General features: G+C 62.8%; 26 protein-coding genes and 1 pseudogene. 14 read left to right on the top strand and 13 right to left on the bottom strand.

Translation table 11 applies throughout. The annotated features are described in order from the left end of the window. Positions 1-64: 64 nt before the first annotated feature. Positions 65-817 carry an SDR family oxidoreductase gene (locus tag C8K18_RS11645; protein ID WP_107707538.1) on the bottom strand — a complete coding sequence of 251 codons (753 nt, stop codon included), beginning with the start codon at positions 815-817 and terminating at the stop codon, positions 65-67. 99 nt (positions 818-916) lie between these two features. Between C8K18_RS11645 and C8K18_RS11640 the strand changes: the two are divergent. Next, positions 917-1,836 (top strand): annotated as a pseudogene (locus C8K18_RS11640) (AraC family transcriptional regulator). A gap of 34 nt (positions 1,837-1,870) precedes the next feature. Here C8K18_RS11640 and C8K18_RS11635 read toward each other — a convergent pair. Then, complete coding sequence (locus tag C8K18_RS11635; protein WP_107707537.1) at positions 1,871-2,704, bottom strand: oxidoreductase; 834 nt, start codon at positions 2,702-2,704, stop codon at positions 1,871-1,873. A 108-nt stretch (positions 2,705-2,812) separates the two neighbouring features. Here C8K18_RS11635 and C8K18_RS11630 point away from each other — a divergent pair, with 108 nt between their 5' ends. The 8 genes from C8K18_RS11630 to C8K18_RS11595 all read left to right on the top strand — a co-directional run bounded on the left by C8K18_RS11630 (position 2,813) and on the right by C8K18_RS11595 (position 8,294). After that, positions 2,813-3,781 carry an AraC family transcriptional regulator gene (locus tag C8K18_RS11630; protein WP_107707536.1) on the top strand — a complete coding sequence of 323 codons (969 nt, stop codon included), beginning with the start codon at positions 2,813-2,815 and terminating at the stop codon, positions 3,779-3,781. Positions 3,782-3,895: 114 nt separating this feature from the next. Then, a complete protein-coding gene (locus C8K18_RS11625; RefSeq protein ID WP_006052108.1) occupies positions 3,896-4,207 on the top strand; it encodes a hypothetical protein in 312 nt (103 codons plus the stop codon). Positions 4,208-4,366: 159 nt separating this feature from the next. Further along, a complete protein-coding gene (locus C8K18_RS11620) occupies positions 4,367-4,969 on the top strand; it encodes a DUF4142 domain-containing protein (RefSeq protein WP_006052109.1) in 603 nt (200 codons plus the stop codon). Between the two features lie 109 nt (positions 4,970-5,078). Further along, a complete protein-coding gene (locus tag C8K18_RS11615; protein WP_006052110.1) occupies positions 5,079-5,261 on the top strand; it encodes a hypothetical protein in 183 nt (60 codons plus the stop codon). Positions 5,262-5,372: 111 nt separating this feature from the next. Beyond that, positions 5,373-5,615 carry a DUF3460 family protein gene (locus C8K18_RS11610; RefSeq protein ID WP_006052111.1) on the top strand — a complete coding sequence of 81 codons (243 nt, stop codon included), beginning with the start codon at positions 5,373-5,375 and terminating at the stop codon, positions 5,613-5,615. Positions 5,616-5,685: 70 nt separating this feature from the next. Continuing rightward, a complete protein-coding gene (locus C8K18_RS11605; RefSeq protein WP_006052112.1) occupies positions 5,686-6,024 on the top strand; it encodes a DUF4148 domain-containing protein in 339 nt (112 codons plus the stop codon). Positions 6,025-6,163: 139 nt separating this feature from the next. After that, positions 6,164-7,459 carry an MFS transporter gene (locus C8K18_RS11600; RefSeq protein ID WP_006052113.1) on the top strand — a complete coding sequence of 432 codons (1,296 nt, stop codon included), beginning with the start codon at positions 6,164-6,166 and terminating at the stop codon, positions 7,457-7,459. A 52-nt stretch (positions 7,460-7,511) separates the two neighbouring features. Further along, positions 7,512-8,294, top strand: coding sequence for a substrate-binding domain-containing protein (locus tag C8K18_RS11595; protein WP_107707611.1), 783 nt, complete (start codon positions 7,512-7,514; stop codon positions 8,292-8,294). Positions 8,295-8,333: 39 nt separating this feature from the next. On the opposite strand, the gene dctA (C8K18_RS11590) is transcribed toward C8K18_RS11595, so the two are convergent. Genes dctA (C8K18_RS11590) through C8K18_RS11580 form a run of 3 tightly spaced genes read right to left on the bottom strand, consistent with a single transcriptional unit; the run spans position 8,334 to position 11,475 of the window. Continuing rightward, positions 8,334-9,635 (bottom strand): C4-dicarboxylate transporter DctA, encoded by a 1,302-nt coding sequence (gene dctA, locus C8K18_RS11590; RefSeq protein WP_107707534.1) that lies wholly within the window; start codon positions 9,633-9,635, stop codon positions 8,334-8,336. Next, entirely contained in the window at positions 9,632-10,561 is a 930-nt protein-coding gene (locus C8K18_RS11585) for a LysR family transcriptional regulator (protein WP_107707533.1), read from the bottom strand. The genes dctA (C8K18_RS11590) and C8K18_RS11585 overlap by 4 nt, the downstream gene beginning before the upstream one ends. Further along, positions 10,540-11,475 (bottom strand): helix-turn-helix transcriptional regulator, encoded by a 936-nt coding sequence (locus tag C8K18_RS11580; protein ID WP_107707532.1) that lies wholly within the window; start codon positions 11,473-11,475, stop codon positions 10,540-10,542. The genes C8K18_RS11585 and C8K18_RS11580 overlap by 22 nt, the downstream gene beginning before the upstream one ends. Positions 11,476-11,835: 360 nt before the next feature. On the opposite strand from C8K18_RS11580, the gene C8K18_RS11575 reads away from it, so the two are divergent. Then, on the top strand, positions 11,836-13,167 hold the full coding sequence (locus C8K18_RS11575) for an MFS transporter (protein ID WP_107707531.1): 1,332 nt from the start codon (positions 11,836-11,838) through the stop codon (positions 13,165-13,167). 28 nt (positions 13,168-13,195) lie between these two features. Here the strand turns inward: C8K18_RS11575 and C8K18_RS11570 are convergent, their stop codons facing one another. After that, positions 13,196-14,158: a LysR family transcriptional regulator gene (locus tag C8K18_RS11570; protein WP_107707530.1), complete on the bottom strand. Its 963-nt coding sequence runs from the start codon at positions 14,156-14,158 to the stop codon at positions 13,196-13,198. A 119-nt stretch (positions 14,159-14,277) separates the two neighbouring features. On the opposite strand from C8K18_RS11570, the gene C8K18_RS11565 reads away from it, so the two are divergent. The 3 genes from C8K18_RS11565 to C8K18_RS11555 all read left to right on the top strand — a co-directional run bounded on the left by C8K18_RS11565 (position 14,278) and on the right by C8K18_RS11555 (position 17,863). Continuing rightward, a complete protein-coding gene (locus tag C8K18_RS11565; protein WP_006052121.1) occupies positions 14,278-15,444 on the top strand; it encodes a mandelate racemase/muconate lactonizing enzyme family protein in 1,167 nt (388 codons plus the stop codon). 150 nt (positions 15,445-15,594) lie between these two features. Next, positions 15,595-16,953: a C4-dicarboxylate transporter DctA gene (dctA, locus tag C8K18_RS11560; protein ID WP_107707529.1), complete on the top strand. Its 1,359-nt coding sequence runs from the start codon at positions 15,595-15,597 to the stop codon at positions 16,951-16,953. Positions 16,954-17,071: 118 nt separating this feature from the next. Beyond that, positions 17,072-17,863: an SDR family NAD(P)-dependent oxidoreductase gene (locus C8K18_RS11555; RefSeq protein WP_053859363.1), complete on the top strand. Its 792-nt coding sequence runs from the start codon at positions 17,072-17,074 to the stop codon at positions 17,861-17,863. A 66-nt stretch (positions 17,864-17,929) separates the two neighbouring features. Here the strand turns inward: C8K18_RS11555 and C8K18_RS11550 are convergent, their stop codons facing one another. Genes C8K18_RS11550 through C8K18_RS11540 form a run of 3 tightly spaced genes read right to left on the bottom strand, consistent with a single transcriptional unit; the run spans position 17,930 to position 21,768 of the window. After that, a complete protein-coding gene (locus C8K18_RS11550; RefSeq protein WP_107707528.1) occupies positions 17,930-18,988 on the bottom strand; it encodes a serine hydrolase in 1,059 nt (352 codons plus the stop codon). Between the two features lie 42 nt (positions 18,989-19,030). Then, positions 19,031-20,323, bottom strand: coding sequence for an MFS transporter (locus C8K18_RS11545; protein ID WP_053859361.1), 1,293 nt, complete (start codon positions 20,321-20,323; stop codon positions 19,031-19,033). Continuing rightward, positions 20,320-21,768, bottom strand: coding sequence for a M20 family metallopeptidase (locus tag C8K18_RS11540; protein WP_107707610.1), 1,449 nt, complete (start codon positions 21,766-21,768; stop codon positions 20,320-20,322). Before C8K18_RS11540 ends, C8K18_RS11545 begins: the two co-directional genes overlap by 4 nt. Before the next feature lie 146 nt (positions 21,769-21,914). On the opposite strand from C8K18_RS11540, the gene C8K18_RS11535 reads away from it, so the two are divergent. Further along, the gene (locus tag C8K18_RS11535; protein WP_006046546.1) at positions 21,915-22,820 is read left to right on the top strand and encodes a LysR family transcriptional regulator; all 906 of its coding nucleotides are present in this window, start codon (positions 21,915-21,917) and stop codon (positions 22,818-22,820) included. Positions 22,821-22,887: 67 nt separating this feature from the next. Here the strand turns inward: C8K18_RS11535 and C8K18_RS11530 are convergent, their stop codons facing one another. The 4 genes from C8K18_RS11530 to C8K18_RS11515 all read right to left on the bottom strand — a co-directional run bounded on the left by C8K18_RS11530 (position 22,888) and on the right by C8K18_RS11515 (position 26,321). Further along, positions 22,888-23,220: a hypothetical protein gene (locus tag C8K18_RS11530; RefSeq protein WP_107707527.1), complete on the bottom strand. Its 333-nt coding sequence runs from the start codon at positions 23,218-23,220 to the stop codon at positions 22,888-22,890. Beyond that, on the bottom strand, positions 23,217-23,585 hold the full coding sequence (locus tag C8K18_RS11525) for a hypothetical protein (RefSeq protein ID WP_258196103.1): 369 nt from the start codon (positions 23,583-23,585) through the stop codon (positions 23,217-23,219). The genes C8K18_RS11530 and C8K18_RS11525 overlap by 4 nt, the downstream gene beginning before the upstream one ends. Continuing rightward, a complete protein-coding gene (locus tag C8K18_RS11520) occupies positions 23,582-24,802 on the bottom strand; it encodes an NRAMP family divalent metal transporter (protein WP_107707525.1) in 1,221 nt (406 codons plus the stop codon). Before C8K18_RS11520 ends, C8K18_RS11525 begins: the two co-directional genes overlap by 4 nt. Positions 24,803-24,887: 85 nt before the next feature. After that, positions 24,888-26,321 carry an efflux transporter outer membrane subunit gene (locus C8K18_RS11515; RefSeq protein ID WP_107707609.1) on the bottom strand — a complete coding sequence of 478 codons (1,434 nt, stop codon included), beginning with the start codon at positions 26,319-26,321 and terminating at the stop codon, positions 24,888-24,890. Positions 26,322-26,326: the final 5 nt, after the last annotated feature.

The raw sequence follows: 26,326 nt of genomic DNA, 5'->3' as shown, positions 1-26,326 counted from the left end.
TGCGCGACTAATTAGTTAGGATGGCGAACGTCGAAGAACGTTGCCGATACGCCGGACAATTCCATTAGCGTAGGCCGCGCGAGTTGTACCACTCGACAGCGTCTTCTCCGGCGGGAATATTGAACGGGCCCGAAGAATCGGTGGCCGCGAGCCAGACGGCTTCCGCGACATCCGCTGCGTGCGTGACGGTCGTCTCTTTCTCCCAGTTTGCGAATATCTGCTCGACGAGCGCGCCGTACGGCTCGGGAAAGCCGCTTTGCATCCGCGACCGTGCGTTCTCGCCGAAGCGCGTGGAAGGCGCGCGTCCCGGCAGCACCACCCGTACGCGCACATTGAACTGCTCGAGTTCGAGCGCCAGCGATTCGCTGAACGCATTGACCGCCGACTTGCTCGCGGTATAGACCGAGAGCAGATGCAACGGCCTGCACGTCACCGTCGACGTGACATTGACGACCACGCCTTCGCGGCGCTCGCGAAACTGCGGCAACACGGCCTGGGTCATTGCGATGGTGCCGAGCGTGTTGGTCTCGAAGATCTCGCGCGCGGTGTCCATCGGCGTGCCTTCGACGGCGTTCAGAAAGCCGATGCCGGCGTTGTTGACGAGCACGTCGATCGGACCGGCCGCATCGACGGCGGCGCGAATGCTTTGCGCGTCCGTTACGTCGAGCGGAAGAATCAAAAGACGGTCGGAAGCTGCGAACACATCGTCGCGTGGCGTGCGCATGGTGGCGATCACGCGCCAGTCGCGACCCAGAAAATAGCGCGCGATTTCCACGCCAAAACCGGACGAGCAGCCGGTAATCAATACGGTCTTCATGTCGACTCCTGGGGTCGGTGACAGTCCCCAGACGATACGTCGTGAACGGTCGGACTTGCTACAATCGAACGTCCATGTTTCATTCGAAATCGTCCATCCATGACTGATCCGCTCGCTGAAGTCGTCACCTTGCTTCAGCCGACTCCCACGTTCCGAAGGTGCTGAGCGGCGCCGGGCGCTGGCGCGCGAGCCGCACGGAAATCGGACAGCCGTTTTATTGCGTGGTGCTCGACGGGTCGCTGCGTCTGTCCGTCAACGGCTGCGAGCCGCTCGTTCTTCAGGCCGACGACTTCGTGCTCGTACCCGAGGTTTTTGGCTTTTCGGTAACGAGCATGGAGCCGCCCGACGACGATGCGTTGCCTCAGAGCGCGCCTACCGCGCTGCCCGACGGCACCTTTCGTTTCGGCGATCCCTCCGCCGCGCCGGAAGCGCAGTGGCTTGCCGGCCTCTGCGCGTTCGGTTCGCCGGATGCCGCGTTGCTGGTCTCGCTTCTGCCCAGGCTCGTGCTGGTGCGCGGCGATCGCCGGCTCGCGACGCTCGTCAAACTCGTGCGGGACGAATCGCGCGCGCAGCGGCCCGCGCGCGAAGTCGTGCTCGCGCGCCTGCTCGAAGTGCTCTTCATCGAAGCATTGCGATCGACGCAAACCGGCGCATCGCCTGGACTCATCCGCGGTCTCGCCGACGCCCGTCTCGCGCCTGCGATTCGCCAGATGCACGAAAGCCCGGAAAAGCTTTGGACGGTCGCAGAACTCGCGAAGGCCGCCGCGCTCTCACGCTCGTCGTTTTTCGACCGATTTAGCCGCGCAGTCGGCGTGGCGCCGATGGAATACCTGTTGTCGTGGCGCATGGCGATCGCGAGAAACCTGCTGCGCCGGGCCGAAGTCGGCGTCGCAACCATCGCGACGCGCGTAGGTTATAGCTCGGCGAGCGCATTCAGCGTCGCGTTCACACGTCATGTCGGCATGCCGCCGACGCAGTATGCCCGCGAAGCTGCGGGCGCCGCGCTTCGAGAGGAATAGGCAATGCAGCGTGCTTGCACTTTGCCTGGCATGCTCAGCCATCCGTCGAGACAGTGACGCTTTCCCACGCGCGGATTTCATCTTCGAGCGACGACAACTTGCCTCGCACCAGCGCGAGTGCATCGCTGCCGAGCAAGAGATGAACGGGCGGATTGACTGCGTCGATTGCGGCAAGCATCGCGCGCGCGGCTTTGCGTGGATCGCCCAGTTGCTTGCCGCTTTTTTCCTCGCGAGCCTGGCGCACGGGATCGAACGTCTGGTCGTAGTCCGCGATCGAGCGGGGTGTCCGTTTCATCGAGCGTCCGGCCCAGTCGGTGCGGAACGAGCCGGGCGCCACGGCTGTGACCGCGATACCGAATGGCTTGACCTCTTTCGCAAGCGCTTCGGACATGCCTTCAAGCGCGAACTTGCTGCCGCAATAGTAAGCGATGCCAGGCATCGTGATGTAGCCGCCCATCGACGTGATGTTCAGAATGTGGCCGCGCCGGCGCGTTCGCATGAAGGGCAACACGGCTTTGATCATGGCGACAGCGCCGAACACATTCACATCGAACTGTCGACGCATCTCCGATAAAGGCGATTCCTCGAGAATGCCTTCATGACCGTAGCCGGCATTGTTCACGAGCACATCGATCGGCCCCACGCTGGTTTCGATTTCGGCCACGACGTTGTCGATGGCATCGAAATCGGTCACATCCAGAATGCGTCCAATAGCGCCGCTCGCGCTGAGCGACTCGAAGTCGCGCCTGGCTTCCGCGCTTCTTACCGTACCGACGACCTGGTGGCCCATCGCGAGCGCTTCTTGCGCGAGCGCCCGGCCAAAGCCGCTGCTGACGCCCGTGATAAGCAGAGTTTTGCTGGATGACATTGAAGCACGCTCCGTCGTGTTGAGTGAAAAGTGCATGCTAATCTTGCGAGCGGAGCACCGAAAGCCCGGTTCCGCTAATTTTCTTGCCTAAAGCTATGAACGCAAACTATGAACGCAAAACGCGTCTTCGCCGAGCAGCGTGAACTGTTGCGCGCCAACCAGAAGCGCATCGTTGCGCTGCTGCGCAAGCTCGCGCCCGACGAGGGCTACAACCTGACCGCGTTGCCGGGCGTGCGCATCCTGCGCTCGAACCGGGCGCTGTCGCGTACGCCGGTGCTCTACGATCCCGGCATTGTGATCGTTTGCCAGGGCCGCAAGCGCGGTTACTTCGGCGATCAGCTTTATCTCTACGACGAGCGCCATTACCTTGCCGTGTCCGTGCCCGTACCGTTCACGATGGAAACCGACGCGAGCCCGGCGCGTCCGCTGCTTGCGCTGTATCTGCATCTCGATCTCGCGATGGCCGCGGAGCTCGCCGCGCAGATCGATCGCGAAGGCGTGACGGAAGCCATCGAGGCGCCCCAGAGCATGATGTCGACGCCGATGGATGCGGCCATGCAGTCGTCGGTATTGCGCCTGCTCGAAGCGTTGCATCGGCCGCTCGAAGGCGCTGTCCTCGGACCCGGCCTGCTGCGCGAACTGTACTTCCGCGTGCTCACCGGCGCGCAGGGACGCTCGATGAGAGAGGCGCTGGCGATGCGCGGACAGTTCGGCCGGATCGGCAGATCGCTGCGCCTCATCCATGCCGCTTTTGCAGAGCCGCTCGACGTGATGCAGCTTGCCGACGAGGCGGGCATGAGCGTGCCGAGCTTCCATAGCCACTTTAAGGCCGTCACGCAGGTCTCGCCGATGCAGTACGTGAAGTCGACGCGTCTGCACCAGGCTCGTCTATTGATGGTTCGCCAGGACCTGACGGCGGAAGCCGCCGGTCACGCCGTGGGCTACACGAGTCCTTCGCAGTTCAGCCGCGAGTTCAAGCGACTGTTCGGCTTGACACCCGCGGCGGAGGCGAAGCGCATGCGCGAAAGTTTCGCGCTGCCGGCCTTCGCGGATGCGACGTATGTGTCGTCGCATTGAGCGTTGCAGAGTTGGCCATCTTCGCCGACGTCCGCACTGTGAGCCAGGAACACGGCATGCGCCGCCGTGATCGTTGGATCAAGTTTGGCTAAGCTGGATTAAAGGAGACACCACATGAAGATCGCGACGAAGTTCGAGCCGCTGCTTGCGGCGTTGGTGCTCTCGCTCGCCGGTTGCGCGACGGGCGGCATGCAGCAGACCGCGCAACGGCATCTGAGCGCCGCGCAATGCCGCGATCTCACCGATCTGCGCAACAAGGCGCCCGCCACGCACGAGCGCAGCATGAGCGAGCTGACGGCGCTGCGCAGCGCGGGCTATCACCCGGAATGGCGCTTTGATCCTTATTACCCGGCCGATCTCGAGGCGGCGCAGCGCCAGGTGAACATCTGGTACGAGACCGAATGCACGCAAGCTCAACCGGGCTGATCGCGCGCCAGGCATAGCCCATGCTCGGTACGTCGTGCCAGATGGACATGGATCCAGGCATCCGCGTATCGCGAGCGGATGAACGAGGCCGCAATCGCCTTCGACGAGCAACGACCGCTGCCCACGCATCGCAGGCGGTTGCATACGGGAGAGCCGACAATGAATCGCATCGACAGCACTAGCGGCGCGTCAACCCAGGCGCGCAACACCTCGCGCCATGCGCCGCGAAGCCGGTTCTTTGCTTTTGCCGCGCTGTGTTGCGCCACGATGCTCGCCGCAGCGGGATGCCGTTTAATGCAGTCGGGCGCCGAAGTCACGCCCACCGATCAGCAATTCATGCTGACGGCGGCGAGCGTCGGAACCGCTGAAATCGACCTCGGCCAATTGGCGGCGACGCGAGGCAGTTCGCCGGAGGTGCGCTCGTTCGGCGAGCACATGGTCGCCGAACATACGCGGATCAACGCTGAGCTCACGCAGCTCGCGGACACGAAACATGTCCGGCTCCTGAAGGCGATGGACCCCGCGAATCACACGCTTTACTCGGAACTGTCGCATTTGTCCGGAGCGCAATTCGATCGCGAATACATGATCTCGCAACTGCACATTCATCGGATGGGTAACTCGCTCTATGCCAGCGAGGCCGCGCAGGGCGAAGACCGGGACGTCAAGGCATTCGCGGCGCGAGGTGTGCCCGTCGGCAAAGAACATCTGCAACATGCAGCCGAGCTGGCACAAGCGCTTGGGGTGTCTTCGTCGAAGTGACTTATCGAAGCGCCGCTCGCGAAGCAGCGCTTATTTTTTGGACCGGCGACGTGTGCGGCTCGCGCGTCGCTGGATCGTTACCGCGCCATGCGCAAATGGAGGATCAATCGTGAAGACCGCTCCCCCCGATAATCGCACCGAGCAGGACGCCAAGGCCGAAGCAAACTCCGGCAAGCCCGCAACGACGCCCAGCGGCAAGCCGGGCAGCGGACAACACGCGGCGAATCACACCAAGGCCGGCAAGGACCACGGCGCCGGCGGCGGCGCAAAGCAACGGCACGGGCCGCGTTAGCGGTCCATGCCGGTATGCGCCGCGTGGCACGCGGCTAGCTGTATTGAACGATGCATACGCGCACGCGCGGTTCGGCGTGCGCCTTCAATGTGGACGATGTGAGAGAGTGAAATGAAGCTATTCGGCCGCTCGTCAAATAACGCTTCGGATGCGACAAAAGGGCTATACGTATCGCCCTTCGAGCAGTTTCTCAATCAGTACAAGGCGACGCATCCCGAGGTGGACAGACAGCAGATGGAGGGCAGGGCGTTGCTGTGGGACAAGTTTCCGATGCAAGGCAATACGACCGATGAACCGTACGGACAGGTTCGTCTGCGTCAGCCGGGCTATGTGTACTACAGTGGAGACGAATAGACGCTGTTCCAACATTCGCGTGTAACGGTCGTAAATTCGACATGCAGTATTTTTGTGGAGCGCAACCGGTATGAGCACACGGCAAACATTTCGGCCGGCACGGTGGGCACTGCCGGCAGTGTGGGCATCGTCGGCTTTCGCGCTTCTGCTCGCCGGTTGCGTGGTCGGCGGCGCGCCATACGCGGGACCGCATCTCAGCCCGACGGAGTGCCGCGACCTCGCGGCGCTAAAAACCAACGCGCCGCCGACGATGGGCCAACATCAAAGCGAACTCGCGGCTCTCAGGAAAGCCGGCTACGACCCGTCGCCCTGGTATGACGATCCCTACTATCCCGACGATCTGCAAGCCGCGCAGCGCCTCGTCGACTACTGGTTTCAGACGGAGTGCCCGCAATCGCAGACCGGTTGAGCCGCGCCGCGATTGATAACCACCGTGCATCGATCATTCAGAAAATAGCACTTATCGTTTCCCGCGCGCCGGGCGAAGATTCGACAAACAACAAACCGCCCGCACCCCCGCGAGTTCGAAATTTCTGGAGACACCCTCGATGCATGCTTCCTCAACGCCTGTGGCTCCCGGGCAATCGAAGACATCCGCCGTGCTGCGCGTGACGGCAGGCAACTTCCTCGAGCAGTTCGACTTCTTCCTGTTCGGCTTTTACGCCACGCAGATCGCCGCCGTATTTTTCCCGGCGGGCAGCGAATTCGCTTCGCTGATGATGACGTTCGCCGTGTTCGGCGCCGGCTTTCTGATGCGCCCGCTCGGCGCGATCATCCTCGGCGCGTATATCGACGATGTCGGCCGGCGCAAGGGCCTCATCGTCACGCTGTCGATCATGGCGAGCGGCACAATCCTGATCGCGTTCGTACCCGGCTACGCGACCCTCGGACTTGTTGCGCCGGCGCTCGTGCTGATCGGACGCCTGCTGCAAGGTTTCTCGGCGGGCGCGGAACTGGGCGGCGTCTCGGTCTATCTCGCCGAAATGGCGACGCCGGGCCGCAAGGGCTTCTTCACGAGCTGGCAGTCGGCGAGCCAGCAAGTGGCGATCGTGATCGCGGCGGCGCTCGGCTTCGGGCTCAATCAGTGGCTCGATACGGCGGCGATCGCTGCGTGGGGATGGCGCGTGCCGTTCTTCGTCGGCTGCATGATCGTGCCTTTCATCTTCATCTTGCGACGCAATCTCGAGGAGACGCGGGAATTCAAGCAGCGCCAGCATCGCCCGAGCATGAAAGAAGTCTTCGCGACGCTCGTGCAGAACTGGAATGTCGTGGTCGCGGGCATGCTGCTGGTCTCGATGACCACCACGAGCTTCTATCTGATCACCGTGTATGCGCCGACCTTCGGCAAGACGGTCCTGCATCTGAGCACCGCGGACAGTCTGCTCGTCACGCTGTGCGTGGGCATCTCGAATTTCATCTGGCTGCCCATCGGCGGCGCGCTGTCCGATCGCATCGGGCGCCGTCCGCTGCTGCTCGGCATGACGCTGCTGGCGATCGCGACGGCCTATCCCGCGCTGTCGCTGCTGGCTCACGCGCCGAGCTTCGTCAACATGCTGCTCGTGCTGCTGTGGCTCTCGTTCATGTACGGCATGTACAACGGCGCGATGGTCGTCGCGCTCACCGAAGTGATGCCGGTCGAAGTGCGCGTGGCGGGCTTCTCGCTGGCATACAGTCTCGCGACGGCGGTGTTCGGCGGCTTCACGCCCGTCATCTCGACCGCGCTGATTCACATGACCGGCGACAAGGCCGCGCCGGGCTACTGGATGAGCTTCGCCGCGATGTGCGGCCTCGGCGCGACCATCGCACTGTATCGGCGGCGTGCCGCGCCGCTGCGTGCAGCTTAGTGATGCATCGCTGCGTCGCTCGTTCGGACTTCACACTGACATTCTTCCGACCATGAAATCCTTCTTCCTGAAGTTGTGTACCGTGGCGCTGCTCGGCAGCGCCGCCGCGGCGGCAAATGTGCAGGCCGCCGATCTGCGCGTGATGAGCTCGGGCGGCTTCACGGCCGCCTACAAAGTGCTCGGACCGCAATTCGCGGCGTCGACGGGCAATACACTCGATACCGCGTTCGGCCCGTCGATGGGCAAGTCGCCCGAAGCCATTCCGAACCGGCTCGAACGCGGCGAGCCGGCCGACGTGGTGATCATGGTCGGCTATGCACTCGACGACCTCATCAAGCAGCGCAAGGTAATCCCCGATTCGCGCGTCGAACTCGCGGATTCGCGCATCGGCATGGTCGTGCGCGACGGCGCGCCGAAGCCCGACATCGGCTCCGAGGCGGCGCTTAAGCAAACCTTGCTGCATGCCCGCTCGATCGCTTACTCGGACAGCGCGAGCGGCGTGTATGTCGAGCGCGAACTGTTCAAGCGGCTCGGCATCGAGGAACAGATGAAGGGCAAAGCGAAAATGATCCCGAAGATCCCGGTGGCGTCGGTCGTTGCAAGCGGCGATTACGAATTGGGATTTCAGCAGGTGAGCGAGTTGCTGCCCGTGAAGGGCGCGGCGTACGTCGGCAAGATTCCGGAGTCGCTGCAGTCTGTCACGCGCTTTGCGGCCGGCATTCCGGTCGGCGCGCAGCATCCGAAGGAGGCCAAAGCGCTGCTCGACTATCTCGCGTCGCCCGCCGCGCAGCCGGAAGTGCGATCGACCGGGCTCGATTCCGTCGCCTCGCACTGACGAAGGCAACCATTCAACGCAATCATTGAAGGCAAGCACTCAGCCCGGCAGGTCGGCGGGCTGATCGAATGCTTCTTCCGGCGCGTGTGCGAGGCTCAATGCTTCTCTCAGACGCGTCCGGTCGCAGGCACGCTCCCACATTGATACGAAGATCACCGCGCACGCGTTGCTGATCACACTCGTCAGCGCGCGTGCTTCGGACATGAATCGATCGATTCCCACCAGCAGCGCGACGCCCGCAAGCGGCAAGTCGGGAATCACGCCGAGCGTCGCGACGAGTGCGACGAGCCCGCTGCCCGATACGCCCGCCGCGCCCTTCGACGTCAGCAGCATGACGGCAAGCATCGTCGCGATCTGGCCGCCGGAGAGCGGGACATCGCAGGCTTGAGCGATGAACATCGAGGCAAGCGTCAGGTAGATCGCCGTGCCGTCCAGGTTGAACGAGTAGCCCGCAGGCAGCACGAGACCCACGATGCCCTTGTCGCAGCCGAGCGCTTCGAGCTTGACGATAAGGCGCGGCAACACCGGTTCCGTCGACGACGTCGCGAGCACGATCACGAGTTCCTCGCGAATGTAGCGCAGCAGCCTCCACAGCGAGAAGCCATGCAGCCGCGCGAGCGGACCGAGCACGCAGATCACGAACAGCAGACACGCCACGTAGAACGACAGCATCAGCATGCCGAGCGAGCCGATCGAACGAATGCCGAAGCGGCCGACCGTGAACGCCATCGCGCCGAACGCGCCGGCGGGCGCAAGCCGCATGATCATCGCGAGGATGCGGAAGAGCACGTCCGCGACACTGTCGATCATTTCCTGCACCCGCCGCCCGGCTGTTGGGCTCGCGTTCAATGCAAAGCCGAACAGAAGGGCGAGCAGCAGGACCGGCAGCACTTCGCCTTTCTCGAACGCGCCGACGAGCGTCTGCGGAATCACGTGCAGCGCGAATTCGACGAGTCCGTGCGACTCGGTGCGCGCCGAATAGTGCGCGAGGATGGTCGTGTCGAGATGATGCACGTCGATGTGCATTCCCGCGCCCGGATGCAGCGCGAACGCGGTGGCGAGACCGAGAACGAGCGCGACGATGGTGAGACAGTAGAAGAGCGCCAGCGCCTTCAGGATGGTCCGGCCGATCTTCGAGCCGCTCGCGAGCGAAGTAATGCCGGTGACGATCGTGCAGAACACGATCGGCGCGATCATCATGCGTACCAGCGCGACGAACGCATCGCTGAGCGGTTTGAGCGATGCGCCGATCTGCGGCCACACATGGCCGACGGTCATGCCGAGCGCCATGCCAAGCAGCACCTGGACGTAAAGCAGCCGCAATGGCCTGGCGAGCATCATTTCGAAGTCTTCTTCGCCGCGCGCGCCGTGCTGCTGCGTCTGGCCTCGAGAATCATCTGATGGAACTGTTGCGCGGCCGGCGCAAGCGGGCGGCCGCGGCGTTTGAGAATGCCGACGCGCCTCGTCACGACCGGATCGACGAGCGGCACGCTGGTCAAGATTGGATGATCGCGCATCGGCATCGCCATCGAAGGCACCGCGGCCACACCGAGTCCCGCTTCGATCAGGCCGAGCAGGGTGGTCACATGGCGCGTCTCACAGACGCTCGGCACGGGCGGCGCCACGCTGGTCAACGCCTGATCGAGCAGCAGGCGGTTGCCGGATGTCTTGTCGACGGAAACGTATTCGTGTTCATACAGCTCGCTCCAGGACACGCGCGTCTTGCGGGCGAGCGGATGATCGCGCCGGCATGCCGCGACGAACCTTTCCTGTAGCAGAACCTTGAACTCCACCTCGGGCTCCTGGCTGCCCATGAAGCTGACGCCGAAGTCGGCTTCGCCGCTGATGACCGAGCCGAGCACTTCGTTGGCGCTCGAATCGAGCAGCTTGACGCGGATGCGCGGATAGCGGGCGTGATAGGCGGCAACGACGCTCGGCAGGAAATAGTACGCAACCGACGGCACGCAGGCGATGGTCACATGACCAAGGCGGCTGCTGGATACGTCGCGGATGCCGAGCAAGGCGACGTCGAGATCGTCGAGAAGCTGTTCCGCGCTCGGCGCGAACACGCGGCCGACGGTGGTCAGCGTCACGCTGCGCGTGGTCCGCTCGAACAGCCGCACGCCGAGCGCCGCTTCGAGTTTCTCGATGCGCCGGCTCAGCGCCGGCTGCGAGATATTGACCGCCTCCGCTGCCTTGCGGAAACTGCCCAACTCCACGACGGCTCGAAACGCCTGCAAATCGTTCAGGTCGAAGTTGACGCCCAAGAGCCATCCCCCGTATTTGATTCGACGCTCGCCGTCACCAGCTCGCGCAATCCTCGATAAGCCTGCTTCAACGTCTTGCCGCTGGTGTCGTAAGCAACGTCCGCGCGTGCATAGAGTTCGGAGCGGCCGGCGAGGATGCGGCGCAGGTCGTCCATTGCTTCGCTTCGGCCTGCCATCGGCCGCAGATCGCCCTGATCGATAACACGCTGCATGTGGTCCTCGGGCGTCGCGCGCAACCAGACGGTGAAGCAGCGCGACAGAAGCAGATTGAATGTGCGCGTCTCCGATACCAGTCCACCCGGCGACGCGATGACCGCTTCCGCTTCGCGCTTCAGGACTTCTTCGAGGGCTCTGAACTCATAACGCCGATAGGCGGTCGCGCCATACAGCGCATGAACCTCGGACGGCTTGCAGCCCGCAATCCGCTCGATCTCGCGCGTGAGTTCGATAAACGGCAAACCCATTGCATCCGCGAGCATTTTGCCGAGCGTCGATTTGCCGGCGCCTCGCAAGCCGATCAATGCAATGCGCCGATAGCGGCCAGGGTCCGCGGAACGGGCGGCGAGCGACTGCCTGAGTGTTTCGAGCGCGTGCTGCAACGCAGCCGGTGGCTGATCGCGCAACAACTCCAGGATCTGCTCGCCTTCGGCCGAGCAACTCAACGGATCGCCGACGAGCGCCGCGACTGAGCAGCCCAGCGTTTGCGCGAGTTGCGCGAGCACGAGCAGGGACGCGTTGCCGCTGCCCATCTCCAGATTGGCCAGATGACGTTCGGACACGTTCGACTGATGAGCCAGATCGCGCCGCGTCATGCCTCGCCGCGCCCGCAAAAGGCGGACGCGCTCACCCAGTGCGACGAGCACGGGCTCTTTGGGCGCTGCGTCGGCGGCCGCGTCGGTCGGCGATGAATTCATTCGATTCCCACGAAGGCGGACGGCTGAAGTAGCCGAGTATATCGCCGCCCGGCGGCCGTCGACGGAGCGGCCCTCCGCGAGCCCTTGCCGACCCGATGCAACGCGCTGCGCTAGTGTTAACGAGCATTATGGTGCATGTTAAATGTGCTCTATAGTGCATTCACTCGGGGGCGAGCGGGTTTGGCGATGCGGCTAACGCTGCCGCCGCGTGCATCGAACTAACGAACGGCAATACAGCCGCGCCTGTATCCCGCCAAGGGCACTTACACGAGCGGCAATCCCAATCAGGCCGCCAGCTACACCTGTTCCTGGCACGCCGTGCGCGTGCGCCTCGTTCAAGCCGGTTCAAGGAGAACCAACATGCGGCACATCGACATTCACAAGCTTGGCGACGACGCGCGCTTTACGCGTCTACATGCAATCGTGCTCGCCATGTGCACGCTGGTGATCATCTTCGACGGCTACGATCTGGCGGTCGCGGGCATCGCGTTGCCGTCGATCATGAAGGAGATGGGCATCAAGGCGACCAGCGCCGGCTTCATGGTCAGCACCGCGTTGTTCGGGATGATGTTCGGCGCGGTGATCTTCGGCACGATCGCGGATCGTATCGGCCGGCGCTGGACAATCGCTGCTTGCGTCTTGCTGTTCAGCGTGTTTACCGCGGCGGCCGGCTTCGCCAGGGACCCGGTGACGTTCGGCGCGTTTCGCTTCGTCGCCGGATTGGGTATCGGCGGCGTGATGCCCAACGTGGTCGCGCAAATGTCCGAGTACTCGCCGCGCAAAATCCGCAGCACGATGGTGACGTTGATGTTCAGCGGCTATTCGGTCGGCGGCATGCTGGCGGCGCTGCTGGGCAAAGGCTTGATCGAGCGCTTCGGCTGGCAGTCCGTGTTCATCGCCGCGGGTCTGCCGGTTCTGCTGATTCCGTTCGTATTGCGAATGATGCCGGAGTCGATGGCGTTCCTGTTTCGCACGGGCCGCACCGACGCGTTGCGCTCCATCGCCGCGCGTCTCGTGCCCGATTACGTTCCGCAGGAAGGCGACCGCTTCGTTTTGTCCGATGGCGGCACGGCGCGCGCGACGCCGATCGGCAAGCTGTTCCAGGATGGACGCGCGTTCGGCACCGTCATGCTGTGGATCGCCTTCTTCATGTGCCTCTTCATGGTCTACGCGCTGAGTTCGTGGCTCGCGAAATTGATGGCGAGCGCCGGCTACACGCTCGGCTCGGCGCTGACGTTCGTGCTGGTGCTGAACCTCGGCGCGATGATCGGCGCGATCGGCGGCGGGTGGCTCGCGGATCGCTTCAACATCAAGCATGTGCTGGCTTGCATGTATGCGCTCGCCGCCGTGTCGATCACGTTGCTCGGGTTCAAGATGCCGACGCCGGTACTGTTCTTCGTGGTTGGACTCGCGGGTGCGTCGACGATCGGTACGCAGATTCTCACTTACGCATATGCGGGGCAGTTTTATCCGCTGGCGATCCGATCGACGGGAATCGGCTGGGCGTCGGGGTTTGGCCGAAGCGGGGCAATTCTCGCGCCGATCATCATCGGCATTCTGATGGAAATGGCGTTGCCGCTGAAGCTGAACTTCGTCGCCATTGCGGCGCCTGCGGTGATTGCCACGATAGCCGTGCTGTTCATGGATAAAAACAGACAGAGCGTGGCCGCAGTAGAGCAAGCGACGGCGTGAGTGGCTCAGGGCACTAGGCACGTCGCAATCATTTGCGCGCGTTTCGTTTATTCCGTTCGCGCGGTTGAACGCCTGTCTCGACCGGCGTGAACGGCGCCTGAAACCGGCTGACCAAAAAGTCGATGAAGGCGCGCGCGCGAACCGTCTGGTTCTTCTGCCGAGGGTAATAGACAAACAGATCGGCCGATGGAAGCACCGTGTTGGGCAACACGAGATTGAGTCGTCCGCTCTGCACGTACTTGGCCAGATCCCATTCGGAGCGGATCAGGATTCCGTGCCCGTCCAATGCCCAGCGAAGCACGATGTCGCCGTCGTTGCTGGACAGCGCGCCTTTTACCTTGATCGCCTCGATATGGTCGTTGACGATATAGCGCCAGACGCCGTACGCATCGTCGTTTTGCCGATGGATGATGCAGCGGTGTTCGGCGAGATCTTCAACGCGCTCGGGCGTGCCGTACTTCTCCAGGTACTTCGGCGATGCGCAGAGAAAGCGGCGGTTGCTCATGATGCGCCGCGCGCTGAGCCGGCTGTCCGGTAGTTCGCCGAACCGGATTGCCATATCGAACGCGCCTTCGACCAGATCGACGGGGCGGTCCGTTACTTCGAACTGAACTTCGACGGCCGGAAAGCGCTTCGCGAACTCCGAGACGAGCGGGGCAATCGTCGTGCGGCCAAATCCGAGCGTCGCGTTGATGCGCAGAAGACCTTGCGGGTCGCGCTTCGCTCCCGAAATCGCCTCTTCCATCTCGCGCACTTGCCCGACGATTTGCGACGCATATCGCAGATACGTTTCGCCTTCGGGCGTGAGACTCACGCTTCGTGTGGTTCGATTCACGAGGCGCACGCCGAGGCGCTGCTCGATCACGCCGAGTCGCTTCGTTGCCGCGGGCGGCGACAGATCGAGCGCTCGCGCCGCACCGGACAAGCTCCGCAGTTTCGCAAGCAGAATGAAAAACTCGAAGTCGGTGGCGGGTTGGGTGGCAGTATTCACCGAATGTGAAAAATGAAATGAATCGAAGTGCAGTTTAGCAGCGTTTCCGGCGATTAAGCTACGTCACATATTGCAATCGACGTATCGCAATCCTCTGCCAAAACTCTGGAGACTGTGCCGTGAGAATCGTTGAAATCCGCGAAAAGACCGTTCCGATCAGTTCCCCGATCCGCAACGCGTATATCGACTTCAGCAAGATGACGCTGAGTCTGGTCGCCGTCATCACCGATGTGATCCGCGACGGCAAGCCGGTGGTCGGGTACGGCTTTAACTCGAACGGCCGCTACGGCCAGGGCAAGCTGATGCGCGAGCGCTTCATTCCGCGCATTCTCGAAGCGGACCCTGCCTCTCTCGTCAACGATGCAGGCGACAACCTCGATCCGCACAAGATCTGGGCGACCATGTTCACCAACGAAAAGCCCGGCGGTCATGGCGAGCGCTCGGTTGCAATCGGCACGATCGACATGGCGATCTGGGATGCAGTGGCGAAGATCGAAGGCAAGCCGCTGTTCCAGTTGCTCGCGGACCGCTACGGCAATGGCCAGCCGGATCGCAAGATCTTCGTGTATGCGGCGGGCGGCTATTACTACCCCGGTCAGGATCACGAGAAGCTGAAAGACGAGATGCGCAGCTATATCGACCGCGGCTATACGGTCGTGAAGAAGAAGATTGGCGGCGCGTCGCTCGATGAAGATCTGCGCCGCATCGACTCGATTCTCAGCGTGCTGCAAGACGGCCAGAAACTCGCCGTCGACGCGAATGGCCGCTTCGATCTCGATACCGCGATTCAGTACGCGAAGGCGCTCTCGCAATACGACCTGTTCTGGTACGAGGAACCGGGCGATCCGCTCGACTTCGAATTGCAAGCCACGCTGCGCAACTATTACGACAACCCGATGGCAACCGGCGAAGACCTGTTCTCGATGCAGGATGCCCGCAACCTGATCCGCTACGGCGGCATGCGTCCCGACCGCGACTGGCTGCAGTTCGACTGCGCGTTGAGCTATGGCCTCGTCGAATACCTGCGCACGCTCGACATGCTGCGTCAGCACGGCTGGTCGCCGAGCCGCTGCATTCCCCACGGCGGCCATCAGATGTCGCTGAACATCGCGGCTGGACTCGGCCTCGGCGGAAACGAGTCGTATCCGGACCTGTTCCAGCCGTATGGCGGCTTCCCCGATGGCGTCAAGGTCGATAACGGCTACATCACGATGCCGGACTTGCCAGGCATTGGCTTTGAAGGCAAGTCGGATCTGATCGCCGAAATGCGCAAGCTGTCCGTATAAAACCTCGCAGTAAAAATGCACCGGCGGCGCCCGTCGGTGCACACATAAAAAATACAACGAAGGCGAAAGCGAGCCGTGGTCGCCAGGGCGGGTTGCTCCGCTGTGGCCGCACGTCCTCTTTCCAGAAGACGCCAGTCACAGGAGACAGACATGCTGGTATCGAAAGGCAGGAAAATCGTCTCGAAGCTCTACGTGCAGGTTCTCATCGGCATCGTCGCCGGTATCCTCGTCGGGCACTTCTATCCGGACATTGGCTCACAACTCAAGCCATTGGGCGATCTCTTCATCAAGCTGATCCGGATGCTGCTTGCACCGATCATCTTTGCCTCTGTCGTGGTCGGCATTGCGCGCATGAACGATCTTCATGAAGCGGGGCGGGTCGGCGTGAAGGCCGTTGTTTACTTTGAAGTTGCATCGACGATTGCGCTCTTGATTGGAATGGTGGTCGTCAATGTCATCAAGCCGGGTAGCGGAATGAACGTCGATCCGTCGCATATCGACGGCGCGGCAATCGCGACTTACACGCACGCGGCGAAGCAACACGGCATGCTCGAGTTTTTCATGAGCATTGTTCCGAACAGCATTGTCGGGGCATTCGCAAATGGCGAAATGCTGCCGATCATTTTCTTCTCCGTTCTTCTCGCCATCTCGCTTGCCAAGCTCGGTCCACGGACCGCGCCGTTTGTCGACATGCTCGACATGTTCTTGCAGGGCATGTTCGGGGTGGTGCGGATCGTCATGTACGTTGCACCGATCGGTGCGTTCGGCGGCATGGCGTTCACGATCGCGAAGTACGGTATCGGCACGCTGGCGTCGTTCGGCGAACTGATGCTTTGCCTGTATCTGACGTCGATTTTCTTTGTCGTTGTGGTGCTTGGCTTCGTGATGCGGCTATGCGGACTTTCGCTCTGGAAGTTCCTTCGCTATATCAAGGACGAAATTCTGATTACGCTTGGCACGGCGTCGACCGAAGCCGTATTGCCGCAAATGCTGATCAAGATGGAGAAGATGGGATGCTCACGTCCGGTAGTCGGCATGGTGCTGCCGACCGGCTACACGTTCAATGCGGATGGCACTGCAATTTACCTGACGATGGCGGCCTTGTTCATCGCGCAGGCCATGAACATTCATCTGTCGATCTGGGACCAGTTGCTCGTACTCGCCGTGCTGTTGCTGACGTCAAAAGGTTCAGCGGGTGTCGCGGGAGCGGGATTCGTTGCATTGGCGGCAACGCTTGCGTCGATGCACAAGATTCCCGTCGAAGGGCTCGTATTACTGCTCGGTGTCGACCGCTTCCTCAACGAGGCGCGTGCGGTCACGAACCTGATCGGCAATGGCGTTGCGACTGTCGTGGTCGCGCGTTGGGAAGGGCAGCTTGATATGGACAGGGCGCGTGTGGTGCTGAATCGGGAGAACATCGACGAGATTGAAGAGTTGCGGCCGGCCGCGCATCCGCCAGCGGAACCAGCGTCTGCGAGCGAAGCGCCGGTTGGTTCGAACGCGCATTGAATTAGTGGAGGCGAGCGCGAATAGATAGCGAGTATGTCAATATCAGCATGACGGCATCCGGTTGTTCAACACCGGATGCCGTCATTTCTATTTCATCCACGGAAAAGGAAAATTGCTGATGGACCTGAACCTGAAAGGCAAACTCGCACTGGTTAGCGGAAGCACGGCCGGCATCGGCCTCGCTATCGCCAGCACATTGGCGCAGGAAGGCGCTCGTGTGATCGTCAATGGCCGCTCGCAGTCGTCGGTGGATGAAGTGGTCGCGCAACTGAAAGCGGACACCGGCGGCGACGTCGTAGGATTTGCAGGTGACCTGAGCACGGCCGCCGCAGCCGACGAACTCGCGCGACGCTATCCCGCTGTCGAAATTCTGGTCAATAACCTGGGCATTTTCGAGCCGAAGCCGTTTGAAGAGATTCCCGACGCAGACTGGCAGCGTTTCTTCGACGTCAATGTGCTGAGCGGCGTACGCCTTGCCCGCCTGTATCTGCCCGCGATGAAGCAGGCGAACTGGGGGCGCATTATTTTCATTTCGAGCGAAAGCGGCGTGCAGATTCCCGCCGAAATGATCCACTACGGCGTGACGAAAACCGCACAACTCGCGGTCTCGCGCGGGCTGGCCGAAGCCGTCGCGGGCACGGGCATTACGGTCAACAGCGTGCTGCCGGGGCCGACCAAATCGCGCGGCGTGGGCGAATTCGTGGAGACGCTCGCGAAGGCCGACGGCAAATCGTTCGAAGCATTCGAGAAGGAGTTCTTCGAGAAGGTGCGTCCCACATCGCTCATCAAGCGATTCGGTTCGCCGCAGGAAATCGCGTCCCTCGTCGCGTATATCGCCAGTCCGCTTGCGTCGGCCACGACCGGCGCTTCGTTGCGCGCCGATGGGGGCGTCATCAAAAGCGCGTTCTAGACGACAGATGGCCGGCATCGCGCCGGCCTCTGCGCACTTCGACTTCGCGATTCGCGGCGGAACATGTCACGCGCTGAGGACGGCATCGACCGCATCGAGCACCAGTCCAAAGAACTCGTTGGCGGCAGCCGGATTCAACCAGCGGACCACAACGGTCATGCGTCGCTCGGGCTCGATCCACGTAAAGGAACTGCCCGCGCCGACGCCGAAATAGCTCGATGCCGGCACGCTCGGGAACACCTTGCGGCCGGTATTGAGCCACACGAGATAGCCGTAAAACGGCGCGATCGCGCAAGGCGTGCGCATGCGCGCGATCCATTCTTGCGACAGAACACGGCGGCCGTTCGCCACGCCTTCGTCGAGCAGCATCTGCGCGACCTTGAGTTGATCGTTTGCGCTCACCGACATGCCGCCGCCCCAATGCGTGCCGCCCGGCACCGATTGCATGCGCCGTCCGTCTATCTCGACCCATGCGTTGTCGTAGCCGACCCATTGCCAGTTTTCGCTGGCGCCGGCAGGGCGCATGATGGCTTCGCGAAAGACCTCGGGCAACGGTCGACGAAACAGATGAAGCAGCGCGAGCGACAACTGGTTGATCCGCACGTCGTTGTATTCCCAGTACGTGCCGGGACGCTGCAACGGACGCAAGTCGCCCTTTTTGCCATCCGGCGGTGCGGCGAAGTTAACGGCGCGATAGTGATCGGCCTGGTCGGACAAACCGAAATACGTGCCTTGCCACTCGCTGGTTTGCTGAAGCAGTTGCGCCCATGTGACGGCTGCGTTGTGCTCGTCGTCGAAACCGATGTTGGGCACGCGCAGATGCACAGGCTCGTCGACATCGGGCAGCAAGCCGCGATCGTGCGCGACGCCTGCGAGCAACGCGAGGTACATCTTCGCGACGCTGAAGGTCAGGTCCGCGCGATCGGGCTCGCCCCAGGTGGTCAGCACACGGCCGTCGACGGCGATCGCGCCCGACACCGGCCCGCGATCGTGTACGGGGCCGAGCAAGCGATTCCACGGCGGCGGATCGTTCACATGCACACCCCATGCGCCGTCGACGTGACGATCCCACAGCGACTCATGTTCAACTGCAAACTGCACGGCTCGTTGCAAATCTTCTTGCATTCCAGATTTCCTGCTATTAACGGGTTCAGCGTGATTGGACGATCAGCGCGCGTTCAGCCGCGCACGCGCCCAGACGAGTGTGCCGAGGCTGATGACAGCCGCGAGCATCAGATAAAGACCCGGCGCGAGATTGTTGCCGGTTGCCGCGATCAGCGCCGCCACGGCGAGCGGCGTGAAGCCGCCGAATACGGTGGTGCCGATGTTGTAGCCGAGCGCCATGCCAGTCGTGCGCGTGCGGGTCGGGAACAGCTCCGACATCAGCGCGGGAATCGGCGCGAAGTAAGTCGCCTTGAGCAGCGCGACCCATACGACGGCGGCGAGCAGCGTCACGAGCGACGGATGCGCGTTCATCAGCATGAAGGCCGGATAGACGGTGACGAGGAACAGCACGCCGGCGCCGAGCATGATGCGCGTGCGGCCCACTTTGTCGGACCAGTGACCGACTATCGGCGTGAGCACCATCATGATGAAGCCGGCCAGCAAGGTCGCGACGAAACCCGCCCACGGCGCGAGGCCCAGTTGACGCGACGCATACGTCGGCATGTACAGCAGCATGTAGTTGGCCGTGGTGGTCAGCACGAGCGCGCCGATCGACACGAGCACGCGCGACTTCTGCGTGGCCAGCAGTTCACGCACGGGCGAGGCGGCTTTTTCGGCGCGCTCGAATTCCGGCGTTTCGTCGATGCGTCGGCGGATATAAAGCCCGACCGGACCGATTAGCATCCCGAATAAAAACGGAATGCGCCAACCCCAGCCTTCGAGTTGATCCTGTGTCAGCGTACTTGTCAGCACGGCGCCGAACGCGGACGCGAGCAGCGTGCTTGCGCCCTGGCTTGAGAACTGCCAGCTTGCCATGAAGCCTTTGCGCTGAGGCGCATGCTCGATCAGAAACGCCGTCGAACTGCCGAACTCGCCGCCGGCCGAAAAGCCTTGCAGAAGCCGTGACGCGAAGATGCCGATCGGCGCGAGCACGCCGATCGCCGCATACGGCGGCATCAGCGCGACGAGCCCGGTGCCGAGCGTCATCAACGCGATGGAGAGCGTCAGCGATGCCTTGCGGCCCTTGCGGTCGCTGAACGAGCCGAGCACGAGCGCGCCCACAGGCCGCGCCAGATACGACAGCGCGAAAGTGCCGAGCGTCAGCAGAAGCGACACGGTTTTGTCGTGAGCCGGAAAGAACAGGCGCGATAGAACCGTGGCGAAATAGCCGTACACGACGAGGTCGTAAAACTCGAGCGCGTTGCCGATGGACGTCGCGAGGATCAGACGCGACAGGTGCGCGTTCGATGCAGGCGCCGCGATCGTGCCGGCTGCGGTGGCGGTATCGGTGCTCATGACGGTTGTCCTTGTGCAACGTTTCGTGGAAGTTGCGATGCACTGCCGTTCGCGCGATGAGGCGCGTCGGCATCCTGCGCGCCGAGGTCCCAGAAAAGGCCGGCCATGATGCCGAGTCCTTCCCGCACCACCGGACCGAGCAGATGCTCGTCGGGCGCATGTTGCGAGCAGCCCGGATACGAATGCGGAATCCACAGCGTGGGCATGCCGAGCACGTCGGCGAACGCGTCGTTGGGCAAGGTGCCGCCGAGATTCGGCAGCAGCACGGGCTCGACGCCGGTCGTTTGCCGCATCGAGCGCAACGCCCACTGCACCCACGGATCGAGAGGATCGACGCGCGTTGCCGGCATGCCGCGTTCGACGTCGATATCGACCATGCTGAAGCCGTTCTCGTCGAGATGCCGCCGCAGGATTTGTTCGAGATTTTCCCAATCGGTGCCGACCACGAAGCGGATCTGCATGTACGCGAACGCGTGCGGCGGAATCGCATTGACCGGCTTCTCGGGATTACCCGTACGGAATGCGAGCACCTCGAGATTGTTCCAGCCGAACACTCGCTCGGTCGGCGTGAGGCCAGGCTCGCCGTAGTCGGCATCCACTTCCGGCTCGCCCGGATTGCCGCCTACAGCGATGTCGGCAAGCGCCTGGCGGACCGCGTCGGGCACGGGCGGCGGGCGCAAGCCTTCAACGAGGATGCGGCCGTTCGCGTCGACCATCGACGCAATCGCGTTCGAGAGCACCACCGCGGGATTGCGCAGTAAGCCGCCCCAGTTGCCCGAATGATGGCCGCCGTCGCGCAGCTTCACGTCGAGGCGGAAATTCACGAGGCCGCGCGAGCCGAGGAAAATCGTCGGACGTTGCGCGGCGAGGCGAGGGCCGTCCGAGGCGATCAGCACGTCGGCGGCCAGTTCGTCGCGCAACTGCGCGCAGACCGCGTGCAGGCCCGGCGAACCCACTTCCTCGCCGGTTTCGAACAGCACTTTCAGATTGAAGCCGAGCTTGCCGCCGCGCGCGCGGAGCACCGCTTGCAGCGCCGCCAGGTTGATGCTGTGCTGGCCCTTGTTGTCAGCGGTGCCGCGGCCGTACCAGCGTTCGCCTTCGATCGTCACGCGCCACGGTCCCAGACCTTCGCGCCACTGCGCGTCGTAGCCGCGCACCACGTCGCCGTGGCCGTAGGTCAGCACGGTCGGCAAGCCGTCGCCCTCGTGGCGGTGCCCCACCAGAAACGGCCCGGCGCCCGCAGCGGGATTGTCGACGATGCGGCAGGTGAAGCCCATTTGCGTCAGCGTCGGCGTGATTTCGCCGCTCAGATAAGCGTGCAGGCGCGCGCCGCTGTCGGCTTCCTGGCTTTCCGTGCGAAGCGCGACTCGGCGCTGCAGGTCGTCGAGAAAACGGCCGGAGTCGTACTGATCCGTCGCCTGGTGGATGGCGGTGTCGCGTGTCAACATGGTTCTCCAATGGCGCAATGGCGCGCCGCGGCGCTAACGGTTGATGAGGCGTTATCTGCAATCCTGGCGTGGACGATATTTGTGGACAATTACAATATTTGGCACCGATCGTTGCCGAAACGGCAAAGGGCAGCTCGACCGATATGGACAACACCGCACTGCGTTATTTTCTGGAGGTGGCTCGCAGCGGTTCGCTCAGCCAGGCATCGACGCGGCTGTACGTGGCCGTGTCCGCACTGAGCAGGCAGATCGCGAAGCTCGAGGAAGAGGTGGGCGCGGCGCTTTTCGAGCGGCGTCCGCGCGGCATGGTATTGAGCGATGCGGGGCGTTTGCTGGCCGAACACGCGCAGCGCAGCCTGCTCGACGCCGAGCGCGTGACCGAGGAAATTCGCGGGCTGACCAACGGCGGACGCGCGACGATTCGCGTCGCGAGTTCGGAAGGCGTCGCGCCGCATTTCTTGCCGCAGGTGTTCGCGCGCTTTCTGAAGACGCATCCGGCGACGCATTTCCAGCTCGACGTAGCGGCGCCGTCGGCCGCGACGCAGCGCGTGCGCGAAGGCACCGCCGACATTGCCGTGTGCTTCAGCATCGCGCCCGAGAAGGACATCAACGTGGTGTACTCGCAGCGCGCGCCGATCTTTGCGCTTCTGCGGCGCGATCATCCTCTTTGCAAGCAGGACTCCGTGACGCTCGCGGATCTTCTGCAGTGGCCGTTCGCGATCAACAATACGGGCGTGACGATCCGTCAGCTATTCGACATTGCATGCAGCCTCGAAGGGCTCGTGTTCGATCCCGTGTTCGTGAGCAACTATCACCCGGCGCTGCAAAGCTTCGTGCGCCAAACGGATGCGGTGACGTTGACCGGGCTGCTGACGGTACGCAGCCGGCTCGCCGCGGACGGCCTCGCCGCGCTGCCGATTCGCAACCCTGCATTGCATCAACGCACGCTTCAGATTCAGACGATGGCAGGCCGATCGTTGCCGGTCGCGATGCAGGCGTTTCTTCAGTTGCTGACGGGAGCGATTGACGACCCGCAACTGGTCGACTGACTTGCGCCGTTCGATGCCTCGTTGAGTTGACGTGACGTTCCTTCGGACACTTCAACGCAACACGGCTTCACGCCCGGCCGTCACCTGCACGCGCGTGCTTTATGAGTTCAGCTTCGTCGCAAATCAGCCGCGGATGTCGCGGATCGCTAAGGTCCATCTGGTCCCACGCAAGCCGATGGCGGCGCGACTGATTCCTGCGATGGACCACTTCACGCAGCCACTGCGGCAATAATCCCACCGCGAGACGCTCAAGCAACGCATCGGGGCCGATGTGGAATTCGCTGATGAATAGCGAGTCTCCGTCGCGTGCGAGATGGATTGCTTCTATGTGTCCGAGTCGCTTGCCATCGCGAGAGCGCACTTCGCGACCGAGCACAAGCTCGATGTTGAGTTGTGTCATCGCCGAGCCCCCGGAATGCGTCCGACAATATGTTCGCGCAACCAGTTCTGCCGCTTGCCAAGCGGCGTATCTGCCACGTCGGCGTCCACGCCGATATCGATCTCGATGCGGCGCACGCGATTCCATGGAATGCGGTACGGCTCGCCGTTCTGTGGGCCGCCGATACGGATCATGAGACGCGTGACCCAGGCCGCGGCACGCTTGCCGATGCGTCGCCCTATGGTTATCGGGCCGGTCTCGAGCGCAATCACCTCGGGCGGCCGGCCGTGGCGCAGCTCAACGACGATTCCATCGACGCGGCCCATCTTCGCGCCGTGCCGATCCACCAGTTGTTTGTCGAGTATGTCTCGCACGAGATCCATCATGTGCCTCCGGCTATCTGCAGCGGCAGCGTGACGATTGCCAGCACGAAGCTCAGCGCGACGATCGCGGTGACGACAGCATTGGAAAATGCGCCGTTGCGATGACGTCCGACATAACTCTCGTCGTTCATCAGCACGAGAAACGGAACGACCGTGAGCGGCAGGCTAAACGCGCTCAGCGCCATCGAGAACACCGTCAGTTTCAGCGGATCGGCGCCCGCGGCAATCGGGATCGCGCTGATTGCGAGCGCGCAGGTGTACACGAGGCTAAACCCTGGGTCGTCGCGCGGCTTGCGATTTTTGCCCCAGTTCCAGCCGAAACCTTGCGCGACGAAGTACGCCTGCTCGAGCGCCATTTCCAGCGTCGCGCCGAAGCACGCGAAAGCGAGCGACGCGATGAACAGCACGAAACCCCAGAAGCCGAACACCGCGACGAGCGTCAGCGGCAACTGCTGATAATCGTCGACGCGCGTGATGCCGTGCGCCGGAAAAACGACGGCGGCCGCAATCAGAACAGCCAGTGAAATCCCGCCGCCGAAGGCCATGCCCAAACCGGCAATCGCCCGATTCGCGCCGAGATAGCCGCGGTCCCAGTGATCCTCGATAGCGCCTGACGAATAGAACAGGTACAGCGAAGGCGTGATCGACGCACCGAGAATGCTGACCACCGTGAACCAGTAGTTCGCGGGATCGTGATGCGGCGCGCTGGGCACGAGACCGCGTGCCACCTGATGCCAGTCGGGCTTGAGCACGATAGCCGCGGCGACAAAGCTCAATGTGACGAGGCCGAGCAGCGAGGTTCCTTTTTCGATTACGCCGAAGGTGCTGCGCCACAAGACACACCACGCAAGCAACGCGACGGGAAACGCCCACCAAGGATGCTTGATGCCGGTCGCCATCTCAAGCGCAACGCTGACGCCTCCTATTTCCGCCGACATAACCAGCGCATTGACGAGGATGACCGCGATGAGCGGTAACAGGAAGAACTTCACGCCGAAGCGGTCGCGAATGCCGTCGGCGATCGTATGCCGGCTGACTGCGGAGAAACGGCCGGCCATCTCCGTGAGAAAGACGAGGCACACGGTGCCGACGAGGATGGCCCAGCCGGGCTGAAAGCGAAATGCGGCACCGCCTTGTACGGCTGTCGCCAGCGAGCCCATCTCCAGAAAGCCGCCGACGCCGGTCACGACGCCGAGGCAGATTTCGAGCAGTTTTTTCATCACCCGGCCCGGCAGGAACTCAGCCGTCGTGCAGCATGATTTGTTCCCGGCGTGATGACTTTACGTAGGCGAAAGCATCGGTCGATCAGTTGTTTGCCGACACTGCCGCGACTGCGTCATGCACATCCCAGCCGCCGCCCAGCGACCGATACAACGAGACGGCCGAAAGCGCATGCTCGCGTTTCGCCTGGTTCAACGACTCCGCGTCACGCAGATACGCCTCCTGCGCGGCGAGCACATCCAGGAAGCTCGACGCGCCGCCCTTATACAGTTCGCTCGATAAACGCAGCGCCTGGTTCGACGCATCCAGCGCACCGCCAAGGCGCTGCACCTGCACTGCGCCGTTGACCAGATCGCTGCGGTTGTCCTCGATCTCCTTCAGCGCTTGCAGCATGGTCTGCTGCAACGCGAGTTGCGATTCGCGCATGCGGCTTTCGCTCGCATCGATATTCGCGGTGATGCGGCCGGCGTTGAAGATCGGACTCGTCGCGTTCAACGCGGCACTGAACAGGTTGTCGGTGAGCGTCGGCAAGCCGAGATAAGACGAGGCCAGCAGGCCGTCGGCGAGATTGAGGCGGAACTGCGGATAGCGCTGCGCTTTCGACACGCCCACTTCCGCGGCGCGCTGCTCGACCGTCGCGTAGGCGGTGCGTACGTCCGGCCGCTGCAACAACGCTTCCGAAGGCAAGGTCTGCGGCGCGCTTTGCGTGGGCACCGGAATCTCGCGCGCGCTTGCGAGCACCAGCGTATCGACGCTCTCTGGCGTGCGCCCCGAATACACCGCGATCAAACTCAATTGATGCTGCACCGCCGATTGCACGCGCGGAATCTGCGCCCGCAAATCCTCAAGCTGATTCTGCGCGCGCGCCACGTCCAGTTGCGTCGACAGCCCGTAGCGCAGACGCTGTTGCGTGAGCTTCAGCGCGCGGGCGCGGATCGTCTCGTTGTCGCTGAGAATCTGCAACTGCGCTTGCGCCCAGCGCAGATCGATATAGGCTGCGGCCGTATTCGCCGCGAGCGCGAGGCGCACTTCGTTCAATGCCGACTGCCGTCCCGAAACTTGCGCCTGAGCGGCCAGCACGGCGAGACGTTCGCCGCCGAACACGTCGGGCGTCCAGCTCGCCGTCAAGCCGACGCCGGCCTGGCGCACATAGCCGAGGGGCGGCGGCGTGTTTTGGCGCGAGTTCGACGCGGTGGCGCTCGCGTTGAGTTCAGGCAGCAGCGCCGCGCGATTCTGCTTCGCCAGGTCTTGCGCCTGCCTGACGCGCTCCACTGCCGCCTGCACATCGAGGTTGCCGGTCAACGCGGATTCGACCAGTTGATGCATGACCGGATCGCCGAATTGGGCCCACCATGCGTTGGCGCTCACGGCGTCTTGCGGCGCATCGACATTCCACGCGGCAGGTGCGACGGTCTTCACGGTGAGCGGCAAATCCGCATGCTTTTCCGGTTGCACCGCGCACGCCGCGAGCGTCAGCAACGCGGCGCTCGCCAGTACTTTGACAAAGTTCGGTTTCATGTCGA

This window comes from Paraburkholderia sp. GV068, assembly GCF_003058125.1.
GTDB classification, from domain to species: Bacteria; Pseudomonadota; Gammaproteobacteria; order Burkholderiales; family Burkholderiaceae; genus Paraburkholderia; species Paraburkholderia graminis.
Note: the sequence above shows the minus strand (reverse complement) of the source record. Positions and strands in the feature narration are given on the sequence as shown.